The organism is Blastococcus sp. SYSU DS0552 (genome assembly GCF_054050815.1).
Genome location: NZ_JBJHAB010000002.1, coordinates 16,018 through 36,764, shown reverse-complemented (window position 1 = coordinate 36,764; position 20,747 = coordinate 16,018). Strand labels below are relative to the sequence as shown.

20 protein-coding genes, 2 tRNA genes and 1 other RNA gene are annotated in these 20,747 nt (G+C 74.3%); 8 read left to right on the top strand and 15 right to left on the bottom strand.

The window, feature by feature from the left end:
- Positions 1-9 precede the first annotated feature (9 nt).
- The 7 genes from ACI8AG_RS02295 to ACI8AG_RS02265 all read right to left on the bottom strand — a co-directional run bounded on the left by ACI8AG_RS02295 (position 10) and on the right by ACI8AG_RS02265 (position 6,956).
- Complete coding sequence (locus ACI8AG_RS02295) at positions 10-1,014, bottom strand: ABC transporter permease (protein WP_456595756.1); 1,005 nt, start codon at positions 1,012-1,014, stop codon at positions 10-12.
- Positions 1,015-1,124: 110 nt separating this feature from the next.
- The gene (locus tag ACI8AG_RS02290; protein WP_456591088.1) at positions 1,125-2,828 is read right to left on the bottom strand and encodes an ABC transporter substrate-binding protein; all 1,704 of its coding nucleotides are present in this window, start codon (positions 2,826-2,828) and stop codon (positions 1,125-1,127) included.
- A gap of 221 nt (positions 2,829-3,049) precedes the next feature.
- Entirely contained in the window at positions 3,050-3,649 is a 600-nt protein-coding gene (recR, locus tag ACI8AG_RS02285; protein ID WP_456595755.1) for a recombination mediator RecR, read from the bottom strand.
- Positions 3,650-3,691: 42 nt separating this feature from the next.
- Positions 3,692-4,030, bottom strand: a complete 339-nt coding sequence (locus ACI8AG_RS02280; protein WP_456591087.1) for a YbaB/EbfC family nucleoid-associated protein — start codon at positions 4,028-4,030, stop codon at positions 3,692-3,694.
- A 126-nt stretch (positions 4,031-4,156) separates the two neighbouring features.
- On the bottom strand, positions 4,157-6,520 hold the full coding sequence (locus ACI8AG_RS02275; RefSeq protein WP_456595754.1) for a DNA polymerase III subunit gamma and tau: 2,364 nt from the start codon (positions 6,518-6,520) through the stop codon (positions 4,157-4,159).
- Between the two features lie 167 nt (positions 6,521-6,687).
- Positions 6,688-6,783: signal recognition particle sRNA small type (ffs, locus tag ACI8AG_RS02270), an RNA gene on the bottom strand.
- A gap of 88 nt (positions 6,784-6,871) precedes the next feature.
- A tRNA-Ser gene (locus ACI8AG_RS02265) sits at positions 6,872-6,956 on the bottom strand.
- A 163-nt stretch (positions 6,957-7,119) separates the two neighbouring features.
- On the opposite strand from ACI8AG_RS02265, the gene ACI8AG_RS02260 reads away from it, so the two are divergent.
- Positions 7,120-7,467, top strand: a complete 348-nt coding sequence (locus tag ACI8AG_RS02260) for a hypothetical protein (RefSeq protein WP_456591085.1) — start codon at positions 7,120-7,122, stop codon at positions 7,465-7,467.
- A 20-nt stretch (positions 7,468-7,487) separates the two neighbouring features.
- Positions 7,488-9,149 carry a serine/threonine-protein kinase gene (locus ACI8AG_RS02255; RefSeq protein WP_456595753.1) on the top strand — a complete coding sequence of 554 codons (1,662 nt, stop codon included), beginning with the start codon at positions 7,488-7,490 and terminating at the stop codon, positions 9,147-9,149.
- Between the two features lie 43 nt (positions 9,150-9,192).
- Here the strand turns inward: ACI8AG_RS02255 and ACI8AG_RS02250 are convergent, their stop codons facing one another.
- The 7 genes from ACI8AG_RS02250 to ACI8AG_RS02220 form a co-directional block, all read right to left on the bottom strand.
- Positions 9,193-9,864 carry an ABC transporter ATP-binding protein gene (locus ACI8AG_RS02250; protein WP_456591083.1) on the bottom strand — a complete coding sequence of 224 codons (672 nt, stop codon included), beginning with the start codon at positions 9,862-9,864 and terminating at the stop codon, positions 9,193-9,195.
- Positions 9,865-9,916: 52 nt separating this feature from the next.
- Entirely contained in the window at positions 9,917-11,413 is a 1,497-nt protein-coding gene (locus ACI8AG_RS02245) for an ABC transporter permease (protein WP_456595752.1), read from the bottom strand.
- Positions 11,414-11,550: 137 nt separating this feature from the next.
- Positions 11,551-11,638, bottom strand: a tRNA-Ser gene (locus ACI8AG_RS02240).
- A gap of 10 nt (positions 11,639-11,648) precedes the next feature.
- Positions 11,649-12,119, bottom strand: coding sequence for a nucleoside deaminase (locus ACI8AG_RS02235; protein ID WP_456591081.1), 471 nt, complete (start codon positions 12,117-12,119; stop codon positions 11,649-11,651).
- A 100-nt stretch (positions 12,120-12,219) separates the two neighbouring features.
- A complete protein-coding gene (locus ACI8AG_RS02230; protein WP_456595751.1) occupies positions 12,220-12,864 on the bottom strand; it encodes an HAD-IA family hydrolase in 645 nt (214 codons plus the stop codon).
- Positions 12,861-13,349 (bottom strand): tRNA adenosine deaminase-associated protein, encoded by a 489-nt coding sequence (locus tag ACI8AG_RS02225; RefSeq protein WP_456591079.1) that lies wholly within the window; start codon positions 13,347-13,349, stop codon positions 12,861-12,863. The genes ACI8AG_RS02230 and ACI8AG_RS02225 overlap by 4 nt, the downstream gene beginning before the upstream one ends.
- Positions 13,350-13,360: 11 nt before the next feature.
- On the bottom strand, positions 13,361-14,074 hold the full coding sequence (locus ACI8AG_RS02220) for an O-methyltransferase (RefSeq protein WP_456595750.1): 714 nt from the start codon (positions 14,072-14,074) through the stop codon (positions 13,361-13,363).
- On the opposite strand from ACI8AG_RS02220, the gene ACI8AG_RS02215 reads away from it, so the two are divergent.
- Together ACI8AG_RS02215 and ACI8AG_RS02210 are read left to right on the top strand one after the other, a co-directional pair.
- A complete protein-coding gene (locus tag ACI8AG_RS02215) occupies positions 14,073-15,032 on the top strand; it encodes a prephenate dehydrogenase (RefSeq protein WP_456595749.1) in 960 nt (319 codons plus the stop codon). The genes ACI8AG_RS02220 and ACI8AG_RS02215 overlap by 2 nt on opposite strands.
- Before the next feature lie 61 nt (positions 15,033-15,093).
- Positions 15,094-15,327, top strand: a complete 234-nt coding sequence (locus tag ACI8AG_RS02210) for a DUF2630 family protein (protein WP_456591076.1) — start codon at positions 15,094-15,096, stop codon at positions 15,325-15,327.
- A 90-nt stretch (positions 15,328-15,417) separates the two neighbouring features.
- Here ACI8AG_RS02210 and ACI8AG_RS02205 read toward each other — a convergent pair whose 3' ends face one another.
- Complete coding sequence (locus ACI8AG_RS02205) at positions 15,418-16,638, bottom strand: PucR family transcriptional regulator (protein WP_456595748.1); 1,221 nt, start codon at positions 16,636-16,638, stop codon at positions 15,418-15,420.
- A gap of 346 nt (positions 16,639-16,984) precedes the next feature.
- Between ACI8AG_RS02205 and ACI8AG_RS02200 the strand changes: the two genes are divergently transcribed.
- From ACI8AG_RS02200 to ACI8AG_RS02185, 4 genes are read left to right on the top strand one after another with little or no spacing between them, the layout of a single operon-like run.
- Positions 16,985-17,854, top strand: a complete 870-nt coding sequence (locus ACI8AG_RS02200) for an ABC transporter ATP-binding protein (protein ID WP_456595747.1) — start codon at positions 16,985-16,987, stop codon at positions 17,852-17,854.
- On the top strand, positions 17,847-18,611 hold the full coding sequence (locus tag ACI8AG_RS02195) for an ABC transporter ATP-binding protein (RefSeq protein WP_456595746.1): 765 nt from the start codon (positions 17,847-17,849) through the stop codon (positions 18,609-18,611). The genes ACI8AG_RS02200 and ACI8AG_RS02195 overlap by 8 nt, the downstream gene beginning before the upstream one ends.
- Positions 18,612-18,647: 36 nt before the next feature.
- Complete coding sequence (locus tag ACI8AG_RS02190; protein ID WP_456591072.1) at positions 18,648-19,532, top strand: branched-chain amino acid ABC transporter permease; 885 nt, start codon at positions 18,648-18,650, stop codon at positions 19,530-19,532.
- A 2-nt stretch (positions 19,533-19,534) separates the two neighbouring features.
- Positions 19,535-20,728 carry a branched-chain amino acid ABC transporter permease gene (locus tag ACI8AG_RS02185; RefSeq protein WP_456595745.1) on the top strand — a complete coding sequence of 398 codons (1,194 nt, stop codon included), beginning with the start codon at positions 19,535-19,537 and terminating at the stop codon, positions 20,726-20,728.
- Positions 20,729-20,747: the final 19 nt, after the last annotated feature.

The window sequence follows — 20,747 nt, the reverse complement described above, 5'->3', positions numbered from 1 at the left end:
CCGCAGGCGTCATCGGACGCGCACCCGCGGGTCGAGCAGGCCGTACGAGATGTCGACCAGCAGGTTCACCAGCACGTACACCACCGCCAGCATGAGGATGAAGCCCTGGAGGACGGCGAAGTCCCGGTAGGTGATCGCGTCCCGGAGGGTGAGGCCCACCCCGCCGAAGGCGAAGACCGTCTCGGTCAGCACTGCGCCCGACAGGAGCAGGCCGGTCTGCAGCCCGATCGTCGTCGACACCGGCAGCAGGGCGTTGCGGACGACGTGCCGGCGGCGCACGGTCGCCGTCGCCAGGCCCTTGGCGTTCGCCGTCCGCACGTAGTCCTCGTTGACGACGTCGAGGACGGAGGCCCGGGTGATCCGCACGATGATCGCCAGGGGGATGGTGCCCAGGGCGATGGCCGGCAGGACCAGGTGCAGCACGGCGTCCCAGGCGGCGTCCCACTCCCGGGTCATCAGCCCGTCCAGGACGTAGAAGTTGGTGATCCGGGTGGCGTCCATCCGGACGTCCTGGCGCCCCGACCCGGGCAGCCAGCCGAGCTCCACGGCGAACAGCAGCCGGAGCAGGTAGGCGAGGAAGAAGACCGGGATCGCCACGCCGATCAGCGAGCCGATGACGGAGGCGGAGTCGAAGAAGCTCCCGTACCGGCGGGCCGCGAGGTAGCCCAGCGGGATGCCCACGCCGATGGCGAAGATCATCGCGAAGACGGTGAGCTCGATCGTGCCGGGGAACCGCTCGAGGAACACCTCGGTGACCGGCCGGCCGTACTGCGTGGAGTTGCCGAAGTCGAGGGTGACCGCTCGCCCCAGGAAGCGGAAGTACTGGACGTAGATCGGCTCGTCGAGCCCGAACAGCTCGTTGTACCGGGCGATCGCCTCCGGGGTGGCGCGCTCCCCCAGCGCGGCCTGGGCCGGCCCCCCGGGGAGGGCGCGCAGCCAGGCGAAGAGCAGCACCGACAGGCCCAGCAGGATCGGGATCAGCTGGAGGAGCCGCCGGACGATGAATCGGAGCACGAGCTCGCGTCACCCTCTCACTGAGCGGATCCGCCCGACAGGCTCGCGGCGGCCCCCGTGCGGGGGCCCGCCGCGAGCCTGCGCGCGGTGGGGGCGAGGGGGTTCCTTCCTCAGTCGTCGATCGACACCGTCGAGAAGTCCTCGGCCGTCAGCGGGCTGGGCTCGAGGCCCTGGACGTCGTCGGCGACGACGAGCGCCGGGGGCGAGTGCGAGATCGGCACCGCCGGCAGGAACTCCTTGATCAGCCGGTTGGCCTCCTGGTACAGCTCCGTCCGGTTCGCCGGGTCGGGCTCGGAGTCGGCCTCGGCCAGCGCGGCGAAGATCTCCGGAGCGCTGAACGCGCCGAACTCCGCGGACGCCTGGTTGTTCTGGTCCTCGGCGAAGAAGGTGCCGATGAAGTTGTAGGCGTCGTTGTAGTCACCGGTCCAGCCGAGCAGGTGGACGTCGGCCTGGCCGGTCTGCACCGCCTGCAGGTAGTCCGGGTTCCACTGGAGGGCGGTGGGCTGCACCTGGAAGCCGACCTCCTGCAGGTCCTCGCTGATGACCTGGAACATCGCCGCCGGGTCCGGCAGGTACGGCCGGCTGACGTCGGTCGGGTAGTAGAACCGCAGCGTCGTGCCGACGGCGCCGGCCTCCTCGAGCAGCTGGCGCGCCCGCTCGGGGTCGTACTCGTAGGTCGGCACGTCCTCGGCCCAGCCGTCGACCGTCGGCGGCATGAAGTTCGTGGCCACCTCGGCGCCCTCGGGGAGCAGCGAGTTCACGATCGTCTGGCGGTCGATGGCGTGGGCCAGCGCCTGGCGGACCCGGATGTCCTGCAGGGCCGGGTTCGCCTGCGTGCCCTCGACGTTCCCGTGGTTGATGCCGAGGTACAGGATGTTGAACGGATCGCGCACCAGCACCTGGAAGCCGGCGTCCTCGAGGCGCTGGTAGTCCGCCGGGGCCACGAAGTCGTAGCCGTCGATCGCGCCGGACTCCAGCTCCTGCCGGCGGGTGTTCCCCTCCGGGATGGTGCGGAAGATGATCCGGTCGAGCAGGGCCGGCTCGCCCCAGTAGTCCTCGTTGCGGACGATGGTGACCTCACCGTTGCCGCGGTCCCAGTTCTCGAACCGGAAGGGGCCGGTGCCGGTCGGGTGCTCGAGGGCGTACTCGGTGTAGCTGATCGCGTCCTCGCTGCCGGACAGGTTGTCGGCGTCGTACTCCTGCAGGGCCGTCGGGCTCTGGATGGAGAAGGCGGGCAGCGAGAGCGCGGCGGGGATCTTGCTGGTCACCTGGTTGAACGAGATGACGGCGGTGTTCTCGTCGACCGCCTCGCAGCCCTCGTAGATGCCGGGGTTGTCGCTGTCGGCGAAGCCGCCGAACACCGCCTGGTAGTAGTACGTGGCGCTCGGGCTCTGGGCCAGGCCCTCGAAGTTGTGCCAGCGGTCGAAGTTGAAGCACACCGCCTCGGCGTTGAAGTCCGTCCCGTCGTGGAACTGGACGTCCTCGCGCAGGTTGAAGGTGTACTCGAGGCCGTCCTCGCTGACCTCCCAGTCCTCGGCGAGCGCCGGCACGAGCTCGGTCGTGCCGGGCTCGTTGGTGAGCAGCCCCTCGTGGATCTGGCGGGCGATGCGGAAGGTCTCGCCGTCGCTGGCGAAGGCGGGGTCGAACATCGCCGGGTCGCCGGCGGCCCCGAAGACGAGCGTGCCGCCGGACTGCTCCTCGCCGCTGCCCTCGCCTCCACCGCCCTCCCGGTCGCTGGACGCGCAGGCCGACAACGTGACTGCCGTGAGGGCTGCCGCTGACGCGGCGAGCGCACGGGTGGAGCGACGGGACATCGCGGAAGACCTGCCTTCTCGGCCCTCTCGGGCCGGACGAGCTCCGGACGGGGCAGCCGAGGACGTGCAGGACGTCCACCAGGCGGAGCCCGACCCTAGGACGCCGGGGTCGGTGGCGGCGCGGCTCGGACGCCCATCGACACCATCTCGTGACTTTTCCCGCCGTTCACCCGCCGGCCCCCCGCCGGCTGCCCGCCCGTCGCCCGGCCCGGGCGCCGGCCTCAGGCGTCGATGCGGCGGCGTCCCTCGAAGGCCCGGCCGAGGGTCACCTCGTCGGCGTACTCGAGGTCACCGCCCACCGGCAGGCCGCTGGCCAGCCGCGACACGGCGAGCCCCATCGGGCCGACCAGCCGCGCCAGGTAGGCCGCGGTCGCCTCGCCCTCGAGGTTCGGGTCGGTGGCGATGATCAGCTCCGTGACCGCGCCGTCCATCAGCCGCGTCATGAGCTCCTTGACCCGCAGGTCGTCCGGGCCGACGCCGTCGATCGGGCTGATCGCCCCGCCGAGCACGTGGTACCGGCCGCGGAACTCGCGGGTGCGCTCGATCGCGACGACGTCCTTGGGTTCCTCGACCACGCACAGGACGTCGTCGGACCGGCGCGGGTCGCGGCAGATGCGGCACTGGTCCGCCTCGGCGACGTTGTAGCAGGTCACGCAGAAGCGGACGGACTCCTGCACCCGGGTCAGGGCGGCCACCAGGCGGCTGACGTCGGCCGACTCGGACGACAGCAGGTGGAAGGCGATGCGCTGGGCGCTCTTGGGCCCGACGCCGGGCAGGCGACCGAGCTCGTCGATCAGGTCCTGGACGGCACCCTCGTACACGGTGCTCCTCTGCTGCGAAGTGGATCGGGCGGGCGCGCCCGATCAGAGGCCGGGCAGCCCCATGCCGCCGCCCAGGCCGCCGGCCAGCGGCCCCATGCGGCTGGCGGTCAGCTCGTCGGCGGCGCGCTTGGCGTCGCGGACGGCCGCGACGACGAGGTCCTGCAGGGTCTCCAGGTCGTCGGGGTCGACGGCGTCCGGCGCGATGGTGACCGCGGTGAGGTCGCCGTCGCCGGTCATCGTCGCCGAGACCAGGCCGCCGCCGGCGGTGCCGGTGACCTCGGTGGCCGCCAGCTCCTGCTGGGCGGCGGCGAGCTGCTGCTGCATCTGCTGCGCCTGCTTCATGAGCTGCGACAGGTCGGGCTGCTGGCCTCCGGGGAACATGCCATGAGAGTAGGCCGCGCGTGCGACAGGGGACGGCGCGCCGCCCGTGCCGCCTGCGTCGAGGAGCTGGTCGACCCCCTGCCGGAACCCGTCGCGAGCCTGCGAGGCGGGGCAGGGGGGCCTTCCTCAGCTGTCGACCGGTCGGGCGCCCAGCTGGGCGCGGAGGAGCTGCAGGGCCGCCTGCTCCTGGTCGACGACGGGCTCGGGCTCGCGGTCGCCGCCGGCGGAGCTCTCCGCCGCCCGCTCGGCCATGAGCTCCCGCGCCTCGGCCACCTCCGCCGCCCGTGCCGCCTCGCGGGCCGCCGCCGGCGCCACGGGGGGCCCGCCGGCGGCGGGGCCGGCGCCCTCCACGACGACGTCCACCCGCCAGCGGACGCCGAGCAGCTCGTTGAGCGCGTCGCGCACCACGTCCTTGTTCAGGTCGTCGCCGAGCCGCCGGGCCAGGGCCGGCGAGGCGGTCGAGAGCGTGAGGACGCCGTTGGCGAGCTGGTGCACCTGGGCGCTCTGCAGCAGCGCCTCGGTGGTGCGCTTGTGCTTCTTCACCACGGCGCGCAGCTCCGGCCACACCCGGCGGACGTCGGTGGTGGTCAGCTCCCCGTCGCCGGCCGGCTCCTCGGGGTTGGCCGACACGACCGGCGTCGGCTCCCCGCCCCGGGGGGCGGGCGCGGACTCGGCGGCGGCCCGCGGCGGGGACGCCGGCGGACGCGGCTGCTCCACCCGGGCGGCCGCGGCCCGGACGGCGCCGGGCTGGGCCGGGTGCGGCCAGTCCTCGTCGTCGGTGGGCTCCGGCGGCAGCGGGATGTCCGGTTCCTCCGCCGTCACCCGCGGGCGACGGGCGGGGTCCCCGCCGGCCGGAGGTGCGGACGGCGGGGGCGTGGACGGCGGAGCCGCGGACGGCGCGGTGCGGGGACGGCTACCCGGCTGGGCGGTCTCCGGCCAGTCGTCGGCAGCCGCCGGACGGGCGCCCCCACCCGGTCGCGCGGTCTCGGGCCAGCCGTCCGCGGCCGGAGCGGCAGGGGTCGGCCGGGCGGCCGCTGCCGGAGCGGCCGGCTGCGCAGCCGGTGCCGGAGCGGTCGGCTGCGCGGCCGGCGCGGGAGCGGCCGGCGCGGGAGCGGCCGGCGCGGGCCGCTGCTCGGCAGCGGGCGGCGCCGCCCGGACCTCCGGCCGCGCCGGGGCGGCCGGCTCGGCCGGCGCCTGCGACCTGCGGACGAACTCCCGTCGCGGGCCGGACGGGGCGGCCCGGTCCGGCTCGGGGGCCGGTGCCGCCTCGACCGGCGCGCCCTCGCGGGAGCCGATCTCCTCCCTCGGCCGCCCGGCGTGCTCGCCGGCGATGGACATCCGGCGCTCGAGCCGCTCCAGGCGCTGCAGCGTCGCGGCGGCCGATCCGTCGGTGGCCGGGAGCAGCATCCGCGCGCAGACCAGTTCCAGCAGCAGCCGCGGCGCCGTCGTCCCCCGCATCTCGGTGAGGCCCTCGTGGACGGTGTCGGCCATCCGCGACAGCGTCGCCGAGCCCAGCGCCTGGGCCTGCTGGTTCATCAGGTCCAGCCGGTCGGGCGGGCAGTCGAGCAGCCCGTTGCCCCCGGCCTCGGGCACGGCGTCGAGCACGATCAGGTCGCGCAGCCGGTCGAGCAGGTCGGTGGCGAAGCGGCGGGGGTCGTGCCCGGCCTCGACCACCCGGTCGACGGCCCGGAAGACCCCCGGGGCGTCGTGCGCGGCGAGCGCGTCGATGGTCTCGTCGAGCAGCGCGTCGTCGGTGACGCCGAGCAGCCCGACCGCGCCCTTGTAGGTGACGCCCTCGGGCCCGGCCCCGGCCAGCAGCTGGTCGAGGATCGACAGCGAGTCACGGACCGAGCCGCCGCCGGCCCGCACCACCAGCGGGAAGACGGTGGGTTCGACGGTGACGCCCTCGGCCTGGCAGGTCTTCTCCAGCAGGGTGCGCAGCGTCGTCGGCGGCACCAGCCGGAACGGGTAGTGGTGGGTGCGCGACCGGATGGTCGGCAGCACCTTCTCCGGCTCCGTCGTCGCGAAGACGAAGACCAGGAACTCCGGCGGCTCCTCGACCACCTTGAGCAGGGCGTTGAAGCCCTGCGTGGTCACCATGTGCGCCTCGTCGACGATGTACACCTTGTAGCGGCTGCTCACCGGCGCGAAGAACGCCCGCTCGCGCAGGTCGCGGGCGTCGTCGACGCCACCGTGGCTGGCCGCGTCGATCTCGATGACGTCCAGCGAGCCCGGCCCGTCGGGCGCCAGCGCCACGCACGAGGCGCACACGCCGCACGGCGTGGACGTCGGCCCCTGCTCGCAGTTGAGCGAGCGGGCCAGGATCCGCGCCGACGACGTCTTGCCGCACCCGCGCGGGCCGCTGAACAGGTACGCGTGGTTGATCCGGCCGCCGTCGACCGCGTTCACCAGGGGCGCGGTGACGTGCTCCTGCCCGACCACCTCGGCGAAGGTCGCCGGGCGGTACTTGCGGTAGAGCGCCAGAGCCACGGGGCGAGGTTACGTGCCGGCCCCGACACGGCGGCGCACGCCGGTGGCCACGGCCGTGGACCGGTCGCGGGACGCGGAGGGCTCCCGACCGGGACATGGGCAGCGGCTGCGCGCACCAGGGGGCGGGCACCTGGCCGCGGTGCGGTCCGGGGGGCCCCGGCGGCATAGCGAAGGACCCCCCGCGCACCCGCCAGAGCCTGCTTATCCTTGCTGCCTTCCGGCCCTGGGGAGGTTCACAGGATGACGCCACGCGAGGGGTCGTCCACCACTGTAGAGGACCGGTCGCCGGCCACCGCCGCGCGCCCCGAACGCGACAGGCCCCGGTGCGGACACCGGGGCCTGTTCCTGCTGCGGAGGATGGGAGATTCGAACTCCCGAGGGGTTGCCCCCAACCCGCTTTCCAAGCGAGCGCCATAGGCCACTAGGCGAATCCTCCAGGTACGGCGTCGATGGTACCGGGCGCCGTCGGGCGGCTCGCCGGGACACCGCGGGGAGGCCCCTGGGGGCGGCGTGCGGCATCCTCACCGGAGAGCGGTTGACCGGGTGGTCGGCGGGGAAGGGCCCGCACCTGCGGGCTGCACAGGAGGAGGGCGCGGGACATGGGCGAGCACGACGAGATCCGGCCGGACGTCGTCGAGACGATCGTCGGTGTGCTCAAGGGCGGCGACGCCGCGGCGCTGCCGGCCGGCGCCACCGCGGCGGAGAAGACGGCGGCGAAGGACCGCTACCTGTCGGAGTTCGCCGCCGAGCGGAGCAAGCGCGACCGCCAGGCACAGGCGTGGGAGCTGCTGCTCACCCGCAGCTACGACGAGCCGCCCACCTGGCAGCGCATCTTCGACGACCTCGACGCCGACGTGCACACGGAGCTGGGCGAGCTGTACGACGTCCTGCCCGTGGGCGCGCAGGAGGAGTACGCACGCCGGTACGGCGTGCCCTCCACGGTCTGACCGGGCGCGCCCCGCCACCGATGACCCCACCCGGCACCGCGCCCGGCCGCCTCGTCGCCGGGCGCTACCGCCTGGAGGCGCAGATCGGCGGCGGCGCGATGGGCACCGTGTGGCTGGCCCGCGACGAACTGCTGGGCCGGCAGGTCGCGGTCAAGCAGGTGGTCTTCCCCCTGGGCGCCGGCGAGCGGCAGATCGACGACCAGCGCCAGCGGGCTCTGCGCGAGGGGCGGATCGCCGCACGGTTGACCCATCCGCACGCCATCTCCGTCTACGACGTCGTCCTCGAGGACGGCGTGCCGTGGCTGGTGATGGAGTACCTGCCCTCGCGCAGCCTGGCCGCGGTCCTCAGCGAAGAGGGGGTGCTGCGCGAGGACCAGGTGGCGCAGATCGGCGCCCAGGTCGCCGACGCCCTGGCCGCCACCCACGCGGCCGGCATCGTGCACCGGGACGTGAAGCCCGCCAACGTGCTCATCGGCCGGGGGGACCGCGTCGCCGGGCTGGTGAAGATCACCGATTTCGGCATCTCGCACGCCCGCGACGACGTCATGCTCACCCGAACGGGGCAGATCACCGGGACGCCCGCCTTCCTGGCGCCCGAGGTGGCCCAGGGCAGGGAGATGACCGAGGCCAGCGACGTCTTCTCCCTCGGCGCCACGCTCTACACCTGCCTGGAGGGCGTGCCGCCGTTCGGCATGGAGGAGAACGCGCTCGCCATGCTGCACCGGGTCGCCGGCGGCCAGGTCCTCCCCCCGCGCCGCGCCGGTGCGCTGACCGCGCCGCTGCAGCGGATGCTCGCCGCCCATCCGGCCGACCGCCCGACCATGACCGAGGTGCGCGACGAGCTGGCCGCGCTGGCCGGCGGGCGCGACGGCGACCCGACGACGGTGCTGCGCGCACCGACCGATCTGCGCCCGTCCTCCGGCCCGGCCGGGACGGCGGTCTTCCCGGCGGGGGCGTTCGGCACGGCGGCGTTCGGCGCGGCGGCCGCGGACGCCGCTGCGCACACACCCACACCCGTCCCCGCGGCCGCACGCACACCCGCCCCACCCCCGTCCACCGACCGACCGGGCGCCACGGCTGCACCGCCCCGGCGCCGCCGGCGGGGGGCGTGGCTGGCCGCCGGCCTCCTCGCCGCGGTGCTGCTCGGTGGCCTCGGGGTCTGGCTCGCCACGGCGGGCGACGAGGACCCGGCCGGCTCGGCGAGCGGCGCGGCGACGTCCTCAGCGGCACCGGCGACCACCAGCGAGCAGCCGTCGCCGACGGCCACGACCGAGCCGACGCAGCCGACGCAGCCCTCCCCACCCCCCGACGAGGACGACGAGGACGAGGACGACGAGGACGACGACGAGGACCGGCCCCGGGACGATCCGCTGTCCGAGCGGAACGTCCGCGACTTCGTGCGGGAGTACCACCGGCTGGTCGTCACCGATCCGGCGGCCGCCTGGGCGCGAACCGGCCCCACGCTGCGGAACAGCATCAGCTACCAGGGTTACCTGGACTTCTGGGACGACTTCCGCGACGTGCGGGTGAGGAACGTCGAGGTGCAGGAGGGCGGGACCACCGCGGTCGCCGATTTCGAGTTCCGCTACCCGGACGGCGAACGTGTCCGGGAGCGCCACCGGCTCACCTTCGCCGTCGGCGACGACGGCCGGCTGGTGCTCGACTCCGACGTCCCGCTCTGACCCCCCTCGGGGTCGGCCCGGCCCGCCCCGGCCCCGGCGGGGGTCAGGTCCGCTCGCTCACCGCGCCCTTCTTGATCCAGATCCGGCGCTGGGCCCGCTTGGCGACCGTCGAGTCGTGCGTGACGATCACCACGGTCAGCCCGCGCTCCCGCCAGTGGTGCTCGATCAGCTCCATGATCTCGTCCCGGGTCTGCTCGTCGAGGTTGCCCGTGGGCTCGTCCGCGAGCAGCACCCGCGGCTCCTTCGCCAACGCCCGGGCGAGCGCGACCCGCTGCTGCTGGCCGCCGGAGAGCTCCGAGGGCAGGTGGCCGGCGCGGTCGTCCAGCCCGACGTCGGCCAGCGCCCTGGCCGCCCGCTCGGCCCGCTCCTGGGCGGGCACGCCGAGCGGAACGAGACCGGTCTCGACGTTCTGCTGCGCGGTGAGCGTCGGCACCAGGTTGAAGCCCTGGAAGACGAACCCGATGGTGCGTGCGCGCAGCGCGGTGAGCCCGCCCTCGTCCAGGGCCGAGAGCTCCTGCCCGTCGAGGGTGATCGACCCGGACGTCGGCCGGTCCAGCGCCCCCAGCAGCTGCAGGAGGGTGGACTTGCCCCCGCCCGTCGGCCCCTGGACGGCGACCATCTCACCGGCGCCGATCGCGAGATCGACGTCGCGCAGGGCGTCGACGGTGCCGTTCTTCGTGGTGTAGCGCTTCGCGGTCTGGCTCAGGACGTACATCGGGACCTCCGGGTCCGGCGGAGTGGGAAGGAGCAGGGTCGGGGCAGCGGGCTCAGGCGACACTGCGCAACGCCTCCGCCGGGCGCATGCGCGAGGCACGCCAGCCACCGACCGCGCCCGCCAGCAGCCCACCGAGGACGGCGATCGCCACGGCCAGGAGCACGGTGGTCACCGTGACCGGGGCGGAGAGAGTCACCGCGACCGCCGACGCGGCGTCCGCCGCCTCGCGCCCAGGACCGCCGAAGCCGCCCGGGCGGCCACCCGCGCCGGCACCGGAGGAGGCCACCGTGGCCGAGAGCTCCGGCGCGACCAGGTTGATCACCAGGACCGCGCCGAGGCCGAGCGCCAGACCGACGGCGCCGCCGAGCAGTCCCTGGGCGAGCGACTCCCCCATCACCTGACCGACGACGCGGCGGCTGCGCCAGCCCAGCGCCTTGAGCGTGCCGAACTCACGGACCCGTCGGCTCACACCGGAGAGCGTGAAGAGGACCGCGAGCACGAAGGCCGCGAGCAGGACCAGGGCGGCCAGCCAGGTGCCGAGCGTGCGAGCGAGGTCCGAGGCGCTGGACAGCGAGCCGGACACCTCGCCGGCCAGGTCGTCGGCGGTGCTGACGGTGGCATCGGGGAGGGCGGTCTCGATCGCGGTCCGCACCTCGTCGATCACGTCGGCCGAGGTGGCCTGCACGTAGAGGGTGGACACCTGACCGCTCTGCTCGGCGAGCGTCTGCAGGGTGTCCAGGGGCACGAAGACGTCGGCCGCCGTTGTGGCCGACGCCGAGGCGGAGGAGACGATGCCCACCACGGTGAAGTCGGTCCCCCCGAGAGCGACCGTCCCGTCGACGGCGACGTCGTTCTCCGCCGCGTAGGTGGCGTCCACGAGGGCGACCTGGATACCGACGTCGGACTCGGTGAGCGCGCGGCCCTCGTCCAGCGTCGTGGAGCTCAGCGGGCCGACGGCCTCGGCGGTGAGGTCGACGCCCTCGATGTCGATGCTCGTGACGCTGAAGGAACCACCGCTGCCCGGGCCGGTCGCCGAGCCGTCGTCCGCGCTGCCGGGGGCGGGCATCTGCCCGCTGCCGAAGTCGGGGATCTCCCCCGTGAAGCTGGTGCTGGTCATGCTCAGCGTCCCCGCGACGGCGCTCACCCCGTCGATGCTGGCCACGCTCTCGACCGCGGCGGCGTCCATCGTGGCGCCGGAGGTCCGCAGCTGGTCCTGGTCGAACGAGCGGCCGCCGCCGGCGGCCTCCGTGCCCTCCTGGTCGAACTGGAAGGTGGGCGGACCGCCCGCCGCCCCACCGCCCTCGGCGGCGGCGTCAGGACGCTGGGGCTGCGTGCTCACCGTGATGTCGGTGCCGACGCCGTAGACGGACTCCAGGACCTCGTCCTGCGCGTCGCCCACGCCTGCGGTCACCGAGGTGACGGTGATGACCAGCGCGATCGCCAGGCCGAGCCCGAGCGCGACGAGCAGGGACTGCCGGCGGCGCTGGCGCAGCTCGCGCCGCAGGTAGGTGAAGAACATTCGTCGCTCCGCGGTGTCGAAAGGTTGCATGCCGCAATGGCGGCTTCGACAGAGTGGAGGCGGAAGGATCAGGAGCCCTGTGGCCCGGCTGCCAGTTCCCTGGGAGCGGTGGGAGGTGGCTCACACAGCACGACGGCGGCGCCCCGCGGGGCGCCGCCGTCGTCAGCTGGCGGTGGCGGTGGGATTTGAACCCACGGAGGCTTGCACCTCACACGCTTTCGAGGCGTGCTCCTTCGGCCGCTCGGACACGCCACCGCCGAAGAGACTACAGGCCCCGCTGACGACGGAAGAAGGCGCGTAGCAGCGCGCCGCACTCCTGCGCCCGCACGCCGCCGGTGACCTCGGGCCGGTGGTTGAGCCGGCGGTCGCGGACGACGTCCCAGAGCGACCCCGCGGCGCCCGCCTTCGGGTCCTCCGCGCCGTAGACGACCCGGTCCACCCGCGACAGCACGCTGGCCCCGGCGCACATCGTGCACGGCTCCAGCGTGACCACCAGGGTGCAACCCGACAGCCGCCAGCCGTCGCCGTGCACCCGCGCCGCGGCGCGCAGGGCCAGCACCTCCGCGTGCGCGGTGGGGTCGCCGAGCTTCTCCCGCTCGTTCGCCGCCTCGGCGAGCACCGCCCCGTCCGGCCCGAGGACGACGGCGCCGATGGGCGTGTCCCCCCAGCTCTCGGCAGCGGCCGCCAGCTCCAGCGCCCGGCCCATCGCGGCGTCGAAGGGTTCCGGCCCGGTCACGGACGCTCCGCGGGAGGATCCGGGAAGCTCGTGCCCTGCCCACAGGGGTGGGCAGGGCACAAGCTTCGCGGGAACACCTGTGGCCGTGGCCGGATCGCCGTCACGCCTCCTCCAGCGGGAAGCCCACGAGCCGCGACAGCTCGGCCAGCGCGGCGTCGGGGTCGACCACCTTGATGGTCGAGAAGCCCAGGGCCCGGGCCGGCTTGAGGTTGATGCCCAGATCGTCCAGGTAGGCGCAGTCGGTGGCCTCGACGCGGCGCCCCACCGCCTCCGACAGCCGGTCGAGCGCCCGCCGGTAGATCTCCGGCTCGGGCTTGCGCACGCCCTCGACCGAGGACTCCACGATCGCGTCGAACAGCCCGAGCAGGTCGCCCAGCCGACCGGTGCGCTCCATCGGCGCGACGTTGTTCGACAGCAGCGCCAGCGGCAGCCCCGCCGCGCGCAGCCGGCGCACCGCGGTGACCATCGCCGGGCGGAGCTCCCCCTGCAGCGCCGCGAGCACCCGCGCCGCCTCGATCCGGTGGCCGAGCGCCGCGGCCTCGGCCTCGAAGGCGGCGCAGAACCCGGCGACGTCCAGCTCGTTGCGCTCGAACCGCGCCCAGGCGTTGGTGTCGGGGTCGGTCGAGTTGAGCTGCCGGATCAGCCCCTCGGGCAGGCCCGCCTCCCGCTCGTAGGCGGCGAAGGCGACCATCGGGCTCTCGGTGAGCACCCCACCCAGGTCGAAGACGACCGCGGACACCGTCACGACCGCACCGCCGCGGCCAGCTCGTCGGCGAACCCCAACCGGGTGGCGATCCGCTCCACCATCTCGTCGGCCCACAGGTCGTCGGCGGTCACGATCGGTCGCAGCTCCTCGGCGGGCAGCCCGTCGTCGGCGAACAGGTCCAGGTCGCCGCCGGGCCAGCCGGTCTCGTCGTCGTCGAAGGCGCCGTCGGTGTCGACGCCGATGCCGTAGCGCTCCACCACCTCGGCGGCGAGCACCCACTCCAGCATCGTGGCGTCGGAGATCAGCGCCCGCACCATGCCGCCGGGGCCGTGCCGCAGCGCGACGAAGTACAGCCGGGAGTCGACGACCAGCACGAACGGCGGCGGCCACCCCCCGGTGCCCGGCTCGCCGAGCGCGCGCTCCAGCACCGGCAGCTCGTCACCGGCGTCGGCCGCGAGCAGCTCCACCTCCCACCGGGAGGCGACGCGGGACACCCGGACCGCGTAGCTCGGCGGTCCCGCCACGGCGCCCTCGCTCATCGCTTCCGCAGCACGGTCAGGCCGTCGGCGAGCGGCAGCAGCGCCGTCTCCCACCGGGGGTCGGCGGCCAGCGCGGCGTTGAGCTCGGCGAGCGCGTGGTCGGACTCGTCCTGCGGGTCCAGCACCCGCCCATCGCGCAGCGTGTTGTCCAGGAGCACCACCCCGTTGCGCGTCATCCTCGGGTGCAGCTCCTCGACGTAGGCGGCGTAGCCGGTCTTGTCGGCATCGACGAACGCCAGGTCGAAGGTCTCCGCGGCCGGCAGCGCGCGCAGCGTCGCCAGGGCATCGCCGAGGCGCAGCTCGATCCGGTCGGCGACCCCGGCCCGCGCCCAGTGCCGCCGCGCCACCGCCGTCCACTCCTCGCTGTGGTCCAGGCACAGCAGGGAGCCGTCCGCCGGCAGCCCCTGGGCGATGCAGAGCGCGGAGAACCCGGTGAAGGTGCCGATCTCGATCGCCGTCCGGACGCCGAGCGCAGCGGTGAGCAGCCGCATGAGCACGCCCTGCTCGGGGGCGATCTGCATGGTGGCCGGGGCCTCGCCGCGCTCGGCCATCTCCGCGGTCTCCCGGATCAGGCCGGCCATCACCTCGTCCACCGGGTCGGAGGAGGCGCGCACGTAGTCCGCCAGCTCGGGGGTGAGCAGGAACGACCGGGGCGTCATGGCGTGCAGGGACGACGGAGCGGGTGGGTCGGCGTCATAGCCTCTGATCATGGCCGATACCGCCCGCCCCGGGGCCACCCCCGTCGGCGGGGCACCGTCGTTCCCGGTCCCGACCATGCCCGCTCCCCCGGTCGGCGTCGTCGGCCTCGGCCAGCTGGGCGGCTCGCTGGCCGCCGCGCTCGTCGCCACCGGCCGCCCCGTGTCCGGCTGGGACGTCGACCCCGCCGCACGGGACGCCGCCGCCGCGCGCGGCGTCCGCATCACGCGGGAGCTCTCCGGCGTGGTCGTCCTCGCCGTGCCGCTGGCGGCGATGGCGAGCGCGCTGGACGGCCTGACGGTCGACCCCGATGCCACGGTGACCGACCTCGGCTCGGTGAAGGTGCCGGTGCTCGACGCGCTGGGGCCCACCCTGGGCCGGCGCTTCGTGGGCGGGCACCCGATGTGCGGCACGGAGCGGTCGGGGCACGGGGCCACCGACCCGGAGCTGTTCGCCGGGGCCCGCTGGGCGCTCTGCCTGGAGCCGGGCACCGAGCTGCCGCGGTGGCTGTGGGTGGCCGAGGTGGCGCTCGCGGTCGGCGCGGAGGTCGTGCCGGTCACCGCCGCCGAGCACGACGACGCCGTCGCCGCGATCAGCCACGTCCCGCACCTGCTCGCCGCGGCCCTCGCCACCGCGGCGGCCGGCGCCGGTCCCCTCGCCCTGGCCCTCGCCGCCGGCAGCTTCCGCGACGGCACCCGGGTGATCGGCAGCGACCCGGGCTTGGTGACGGCGATGGTCGAGGGCAACGCCGGGCCCACGGCAGCGGCGCTGGAGCGCGTCCGGGAGCAGCTGTCCCGCCCCTGGCCCGAGCTGGTGGCCGCGGGGCACGCCGTCGCCACCCGGACGAGCGGCCGGCGCACGGTGCGCGTGCCGCTGGACCGGGCCGCGCTGCTCGCCCTCGGCCGCGCGGGCGGGGCGGTGCACCGCCGGCTGGCCGCCTTCGTGGAGGGCTGGGTGCCCGGCGAGGGCTGACCGCGCACGGGGACACGGCCGCCACGGTTTCGCGACCGCGTCCCCGGGCACGGATCCGGGCATGGACGAGCAGGACATCTTGAAGCGCATCCACGCCCTGGTGGACGAGGAGCACGCGCTGCGCGAGAGCAGCGAGCACACCGACGACACCCGGGCCCGCATGAGCAAGCTCGAGGCCGACCTCGACCAGTGCTGGGACCTGCTGCGGCAGCGCCGCGCCAAGCGGCAGTACGACGAGGACCCCGACGAGGCCCAGCCCCGCCCGGAGCCGCAGGTCGAGAGCTACCTCCAGTAAGAGGACCCCGTCCTCCTCACCGCTCGCAGGCTCGCGGTGAGCCTCTGGACGAGGCCACGGGGTGACCGGTCGAGCAGACGGCTCCCGTTCCTACGCGGAGCGGCGGGCCGGCTCCCCGTGCTCGGTGCCCAGCAGCGCCAGCTGCCAGAGCAGCCGGGACCGGGGGTCGGTCACCTTGCGGCCGGTCACCGACTCGATGCGCCGCAGCCGGTGCATGACCGTGTTCCGGTGGCAGTAGAGGGCGTCCGCGGCCCGCGTGGGTGACCCGTCGGTGGCGAGGAAGGCCGCCAGCGTGTCCAGCAGCACGGCGCGCTCGTCCTCGGGCAGCTCCAGCAGCCCGCCGAGGGACTGGCCCACGAGCCGCGACCTGATCTCGGGCGAGTTGCTCAGCAGCGCCTCGGGCAGCCGGTCGTCGATGCTGACCACGCGGCTCGACCCGGCCGGCAGGGTCCGCACGGCCGTCTCGGCCAGGCGGTAGGCCGCCCCGACCGCCGCCGCCCCCTCCACCACGTCGGACACCCCGACGGGGCCGTGCGCGGCCCCCCGCAGCAGGGCGAGCAGGTCACCGGGGCGGGTGGTGCCCAGCGCGACGAGCCCCACCTGCGCGTCGCCGCGCAGGCCCCAGACCGAGCGCACCCCCCGCTTGAGCAGCGTGTCGCCGGGAGAGCGCAGCGCCGGCTCGCCGTCGGGCCCCGGCAGCGCCACGACCGCCATGAGCCGCCCGTCCAGCGGCACGGTCAGCATCTCGGCGGCGCAACGCACGAACGCCGGGTCGCTGCCCCGGCCGTCCAGCAGCCCGTCGAGCGCCTGCTGGCGGGCCGACTCGTCCACCCCCTCCAGGCGCCGCTGCTCCTCGCGGTAGCCCTCGGCCAGCGCGCCGCACTCGGCGTCGTTGGTGCGCCACACCGACCCGGCGACCTCGAGCAGGAGGGTGTCGTGCTGCCCGCTCCCGTCACGGGAGACCGCCAGCAGCGCCTCCCACGTCACCTGCCCGCCGAGGCGGTAGGCCCGGAGCACCGCCTCCAGGGGGATCCCCTGGGCGGCCCGCCGGCGCCCCACGGCCCGGGCCGACGCCAGGTGCGGGGTGCCGGTGCCCGACGCCGCGGCCATCAGCGACCGCAGCCCGCCCTCCAGGTTCGACCGCGTCGAGGAGCGCAGGTCCTGCTCGGACTCCGCCACCAGCTCGCGGTAGGCGGGCTCGGTGCGGACCAGCACGTCGACCATCCGGTCGGTCATCGCGTCCAGCTGCTCCATCAGCCGCGGCGTCAGCTCGGCGAGCCTCGTCGCCACCTCGGGGCGAAAGGGCTGCACGCGCTCACCTCCTCCGGACGCACCGCTGACAGCACAACACGACAGGCCCGCGGATGTGCGCTGCGCCCATTGTGAAGGGCGACACGCGCCGAGGTGTGGTGCGCAACCGAGTCGTGACCCAATCGAGGCCGGGATCGGCCGCCCTCGACGAGGCCGCACGGGCCGCCGATGGCGCCCCGGTATCGACCTGGCAACAGGTCGACACACAGCACAACACGCTCTTGTGATCGCTGTGCGGTGCGCCCATTGTGACGGGTGACACGGCCGGGCAGTCTCAGCGGGACGTACTCGCGACCTGACCGGCACCACCCACAGCCGGGTGGTGCCTCACCGATGCGAAGGAGCAGTGGGCCCCTTGGCGCAGCCGCTTGGCAGCCAGCGAACACCGGACACGACGCCCACCGCCCGGCTCGAGATGACCGGGATCAACGTCGCCTTCGGCGGCGTGCTCGCCCTGACCGACGTCTCCGTGACCGTGGAGCCGGGCCAGGTGCACGGCCTCATCGGCCCCAACGGCGCCGGCAAGACGACCTTGTTCAACGTCGCCTGCGGCCTGGTCCGCCCGACGTCGGGCCGGATCGTCTGGCGCGGTGAGGAGATGCGCCGGCTCAAGCCGAGCAAGCTGACCTCCCTGGGCATCGCCCGCACCCTGCAGGGCGTGGGCCTGTTCCCCGGCATGACGGTGCTGGAGAACGTGATGGTCGGGGCCCACCGCCACGCCGGTGCCGGGTTCTTCTCGGCCCTGCTGGCCCTGCCGATGTCGGACAAGGACGAGCGGCAGCTGCGCGAGCGGGCCCTGCGGGCGCTGGCCGAGCTCAACGCCGTCGAGTACGCCGGCCGCTACCCCGGCTCGCTCCCCTACCCGGTGCAGAAGCGGGTCGCCCTGGCCCGGGCGCTGGTCGCCGAGCCCGACCTGCTGCTGCTCGACGAGCCCGCCAGCGGCCTCTCCGAGGACGAGATGCACGAGCTGGGCGACCTCATCCGCTCGGTCGTCGGCCGGATGAGCGTGCTCCTCGTCGAGCACCACATGGACCTCGTCATGCGCGTCTGCGACCGGATCACCGTGCTCGACTCCGGCAAGCAGATCGCCGCCGGCACCCCGGCCGAGGTGCAGGCCGACCCCGCCGTCACCGAGGCCTACCTCGGGGACGCCGTGGACGCCGAGCACGACGCCGCCGAGCTCCACCACGCCGACGGAGGACGCCCCCATGCCTGAGACCCACGGCAGCACCGCACTGTCGGCCACCGGCGGCACCGGCACCGCCACGCGTCTGCTCGAGGTCGAGGGGCTCACCTCGGCGTACGGGCCGGTCCGCGCCCTCGACGGCGTCTCCCTCGCCGCCGAGACCGGGCGCATCACCGCCGTCCTCGGTGCCAACGGCGCCGGCAAGACGACGCTGCTGCGCACCATCAGCGGCCTGGTGCGGCCGGTCTCCGGCCGCGTGATCCTCGACGGCGAGGACATCACCAAGGCCCCGGTCGAGTCGATGGTCGCCAAGGGGATGGCGCACGTCCCCGAGGGCCGCGGCGTCATCTCCGAGCTCACCGTCGACGAGAACCTGCGCGTCGGTGCGCTGTTCCGCGGCAAGGTCGGCAAGGAGGAGTTCGACCGGGTCTACGACCTGTTCCCCCGCATCGCCGAGCGCAAGAACAACGCCGCCCACACGCTCTCCGGCGGTGAGCGGCAGATGCTGGTCATCGGCCGCGCGCTGCTGGCCAAGCCCCGCGTCCTGCTGCTCGACGAGCCCTCCCTGGGCCTGGCCCCGCGGATCGTCGCCCAGATCTTCGGGCTGCTCCGCCAGCTGGTCGACGCCGAGGGGCTCTCGGTGCTGCTCGTCGAGCAGAACGCTCGCAGCGCCCTGTCGGTCGCCGACGTCGGCGTCGTCCTCAACCTCGGCAAGGTCGTCGTCACCGACGACGCCCGCACGCTGATGGCCGACGAGGACCTCCGGCACGCCTACCTCGGCTTCTGACCCGCCCGCCCCCTCCGGTCAAGGAAGGCACACTTCGTGCAGCAGTTCGTGAACGTGACCCTCACCGGGTTGACCCAGGGCATGATCTACGCGGCCTTCGCCCTCGCCCTGGTGCTCATCTGGCGCTCGACCCGCATCGTCAACTTCGCCCAGGGCTCGATGGCCGCCGCCACGACCTTCATCGCCCTGGCCCTGATCCAGGCCGGCCAGTCCTACTGGGTCGCCCTGATCGTCGCCCTCGCCTCCGGCTTCGTGCTCGGCGCGATCGTCGAGCGGGTGATCATCCGTCCCGTCGAGGGTGGCCCGGAGCTGAACGCGGTGATCGTGACCCTCGGCCTCTTCGTCGCGATCCAGGCGGCGATCGCGATCATCTTCGGCTCGTCGTTCCAGTCGTTCCCCACGCCGTTCGGCGTGCGCGGCCTGGAGATCGGTGACTCGACCATCCCGCTGACCCCCACCAGCATCTACGTCATCAGCTCGGTGCTGGTGGTCATGGGCCTGCTGGTGGCTCTCTTCCGCTTCACCCGCATCGGCCTGGCCATGCGCGCCTCGGCGTTCAGCCAGGAGGTCGCCCGGCTCCTCGGCGTCAAGGTGGGCGGCATGCTCACCCTCGGGTGGGGCCTGGCCGCGGTCGTCGGCTCGCTCTCCGGGCTGCTCATCGCCGGCGGCACGTTCGTCTGGCCGGCCTACATGGACGCCCTGATCGTCTTCGGCTTCGTCGCCGCGATCATCGGCGGGCTCGACTCCCCCGTCGGCGCGATCGTCGGCGGGCTGATCCTCGGCCTGGCGCTCAGCTACGTGAGCGGCTACGCCCCCCGCGGCAGCGCGCTGGTCAACATCTCCGCCCTGGTCATCCTCATCGTCGTCCTCCTCGTGCGACCTGGTGGCCTGTTCAGCAGCAGCACGGCTCGGAGGGCATGACGATGAGCGACCTGCAGAGCTCCACGTCCACGAGCGGCACGCCCGGCAAGGCGGGCAAGGCCACCGAGGAGGCGCCCGTCGAGGCCACCACCGGCGGGGACACGCCCTCGGCCCCGGCGAAGACCGGCCGCTCCTTCCTGCCGCAGTCCACGCTGCTGCGCCACCTGCTCGTGCTGCTCGGCGCGGCGGTGCTCGCGGTCCTGCTGCTGGAGATGACCAGCCCCTACCGCAACTCGCAGCTGGCCACGCTCACCTACTACGCGATCGCCGCGGGCGGGCTGACCGTGCTCACCGGCATCAACGGCCAGATCTCGCTCGGGCACGGCGCGCTCATGGCCGCCGGCGCCTACACCACGGCGCTGTTCCTCGACGCCGACGAGCCGCTCCCGCTGCCGCTGATCCTGCTGGTCGCCGTCGTGGTGGCCACGGCGATCGGCGCGCTCGTCGGGGTGGCCGCAGCCCGGCTGCACGGCCCGTACCTGGCCGGCGCGACGCTGGCGCTGGCGGTCGGGCTCCCCGGGCTGGCGATCTACTTCCACGACATCTTCGGTGGCGAGCAGGGCATGCGGGTCCGCGCCCCGCAAGCGCCGGACTGGTTCGACAGCTTCATCAGCACGGTGTCGGGCAACTCGGCCTCGAGCACCAAGTGGCTGGCCTACGTCGGCGCGATCTGCCTGCTGATCACGTACTTCTTCCTCGCCAACCTGATGCGCAGCCGCATCGGGCGCACCTGGCGGGCGGTGCGCGACCAGGAGGTGGCCGCGGAGCTGGCCGGCATCAACCTCGGCGCCTGGCGGGTGCTGGCGTTCGTCGTCAGCGCCGCGGCGGCCGGGCTCGCCGGCGGCGTGCTGGCCATCGTGGTCCGCCTCGCCGCGCCGAGCGGCTTCACGATCGTGCTGTCGCTGGCGCTGCTCACCGCGATCGTGATCGGCGGTCTGGGCAGCCTGCTCGGCGCCCTGCTCGGGTCCGCCCTGCTGGTCTTCCTGCCGCCGTTCGTCACCAACCTCGGCGGGGACCTCGGCCTGAGCCAGACCGAGGCGGCCCAGCTGGCGCCGTTCGTCTACGGCGTCGTGCTCATCGTCGTGATGATCTTCGTCCCGGCCGGGTTCGTGGGGACCATCCGCCTCCGCTGGATGACCCGCAAGGCCAAGCGGGCGATGGCCCAGGCCCAGGCCGACGGCGCCAGCAGGGGGTGAGCACGACCCGATCGACCTC

Coding starts and splice junctions, on each gene's coding strand:
- ACI8AG_RS02245 (WP_456595752.1), bottom strand. CDS start 11,413: ATGCAACCTTTCGACACCGCGGAGCGACGAATGTTCTTCACCTACCTG.
- ACI8AG_RS02210 (WP_456591076.1), top strand. CDS start 15,094: ATGGACGAGCAGGACATCTTGAAGCGCATCCACGCCCTGGTGGACGAG.
- ACI8AG_RS02250 (WP_456591083.1), bottom strand. CDS start 9,864: ATGTACGTCCTGAGCCAGACCGCGAAGCGCTACACCACGAAGAACGGC.
- ACI8AG_RS02220 (WP_456595750.1), bottom strand. CDS start 14,074: ATGATCAGAGGCTATGACGCCGACCCACCCGCTCCGTCGTCCCTGCAC.
- ACI8AG_RS02215 (WP_456595749.1), top strand. CDS start 14,073: ATGGCCGATACCGCCCGCCCCGGGGCCACCCCCGTCGGCGGGGCACCG.
- ACI8AG_RS02185 (WP_456595745.1), top strand. CDS start 19,535: ATGAGCGACCTGCAGAGCTCCACGTCCACGAGCGGCACGCCCGGCAAG.
- ACI8AG_RS02290 (WP_456591088.1), bottom strand. CDS start 2,828: ATGTCCCGTCGCTCCACCCGTGCGCTCGCCGCGTCAGCGGCAGCCCTC.
- ACI8AG_RS02260 (WP_456591085.1), top strand. CDS start 7,120: ATGGGCGAGCACGACGAGATCCGGCCGGACGTCGTCGAGACGATCGTC.
- ACI8AG_RS02255 (WP_456595753.1), top strand. CDS start 7,488: ATGACCCCACCCGGCACCGCGCCCGGCCGCCTCGTCGCCGGGCGCTAC.
- ACI8AG_RS02280 (WP_456591087.1), bottom strand. CDS start 4,030: ATGTTCCCCGGAGGCCAGCAGCCCGACCTGTCGCAGCTCATGAAGCAG.
- ACI8AG_RS02195 (WP_456595746.1), top strand. CDS start 17,847: ATGCCTGAGACCCACGGCAGCACCGCACTGTCGGCCACCGGCGGCACC.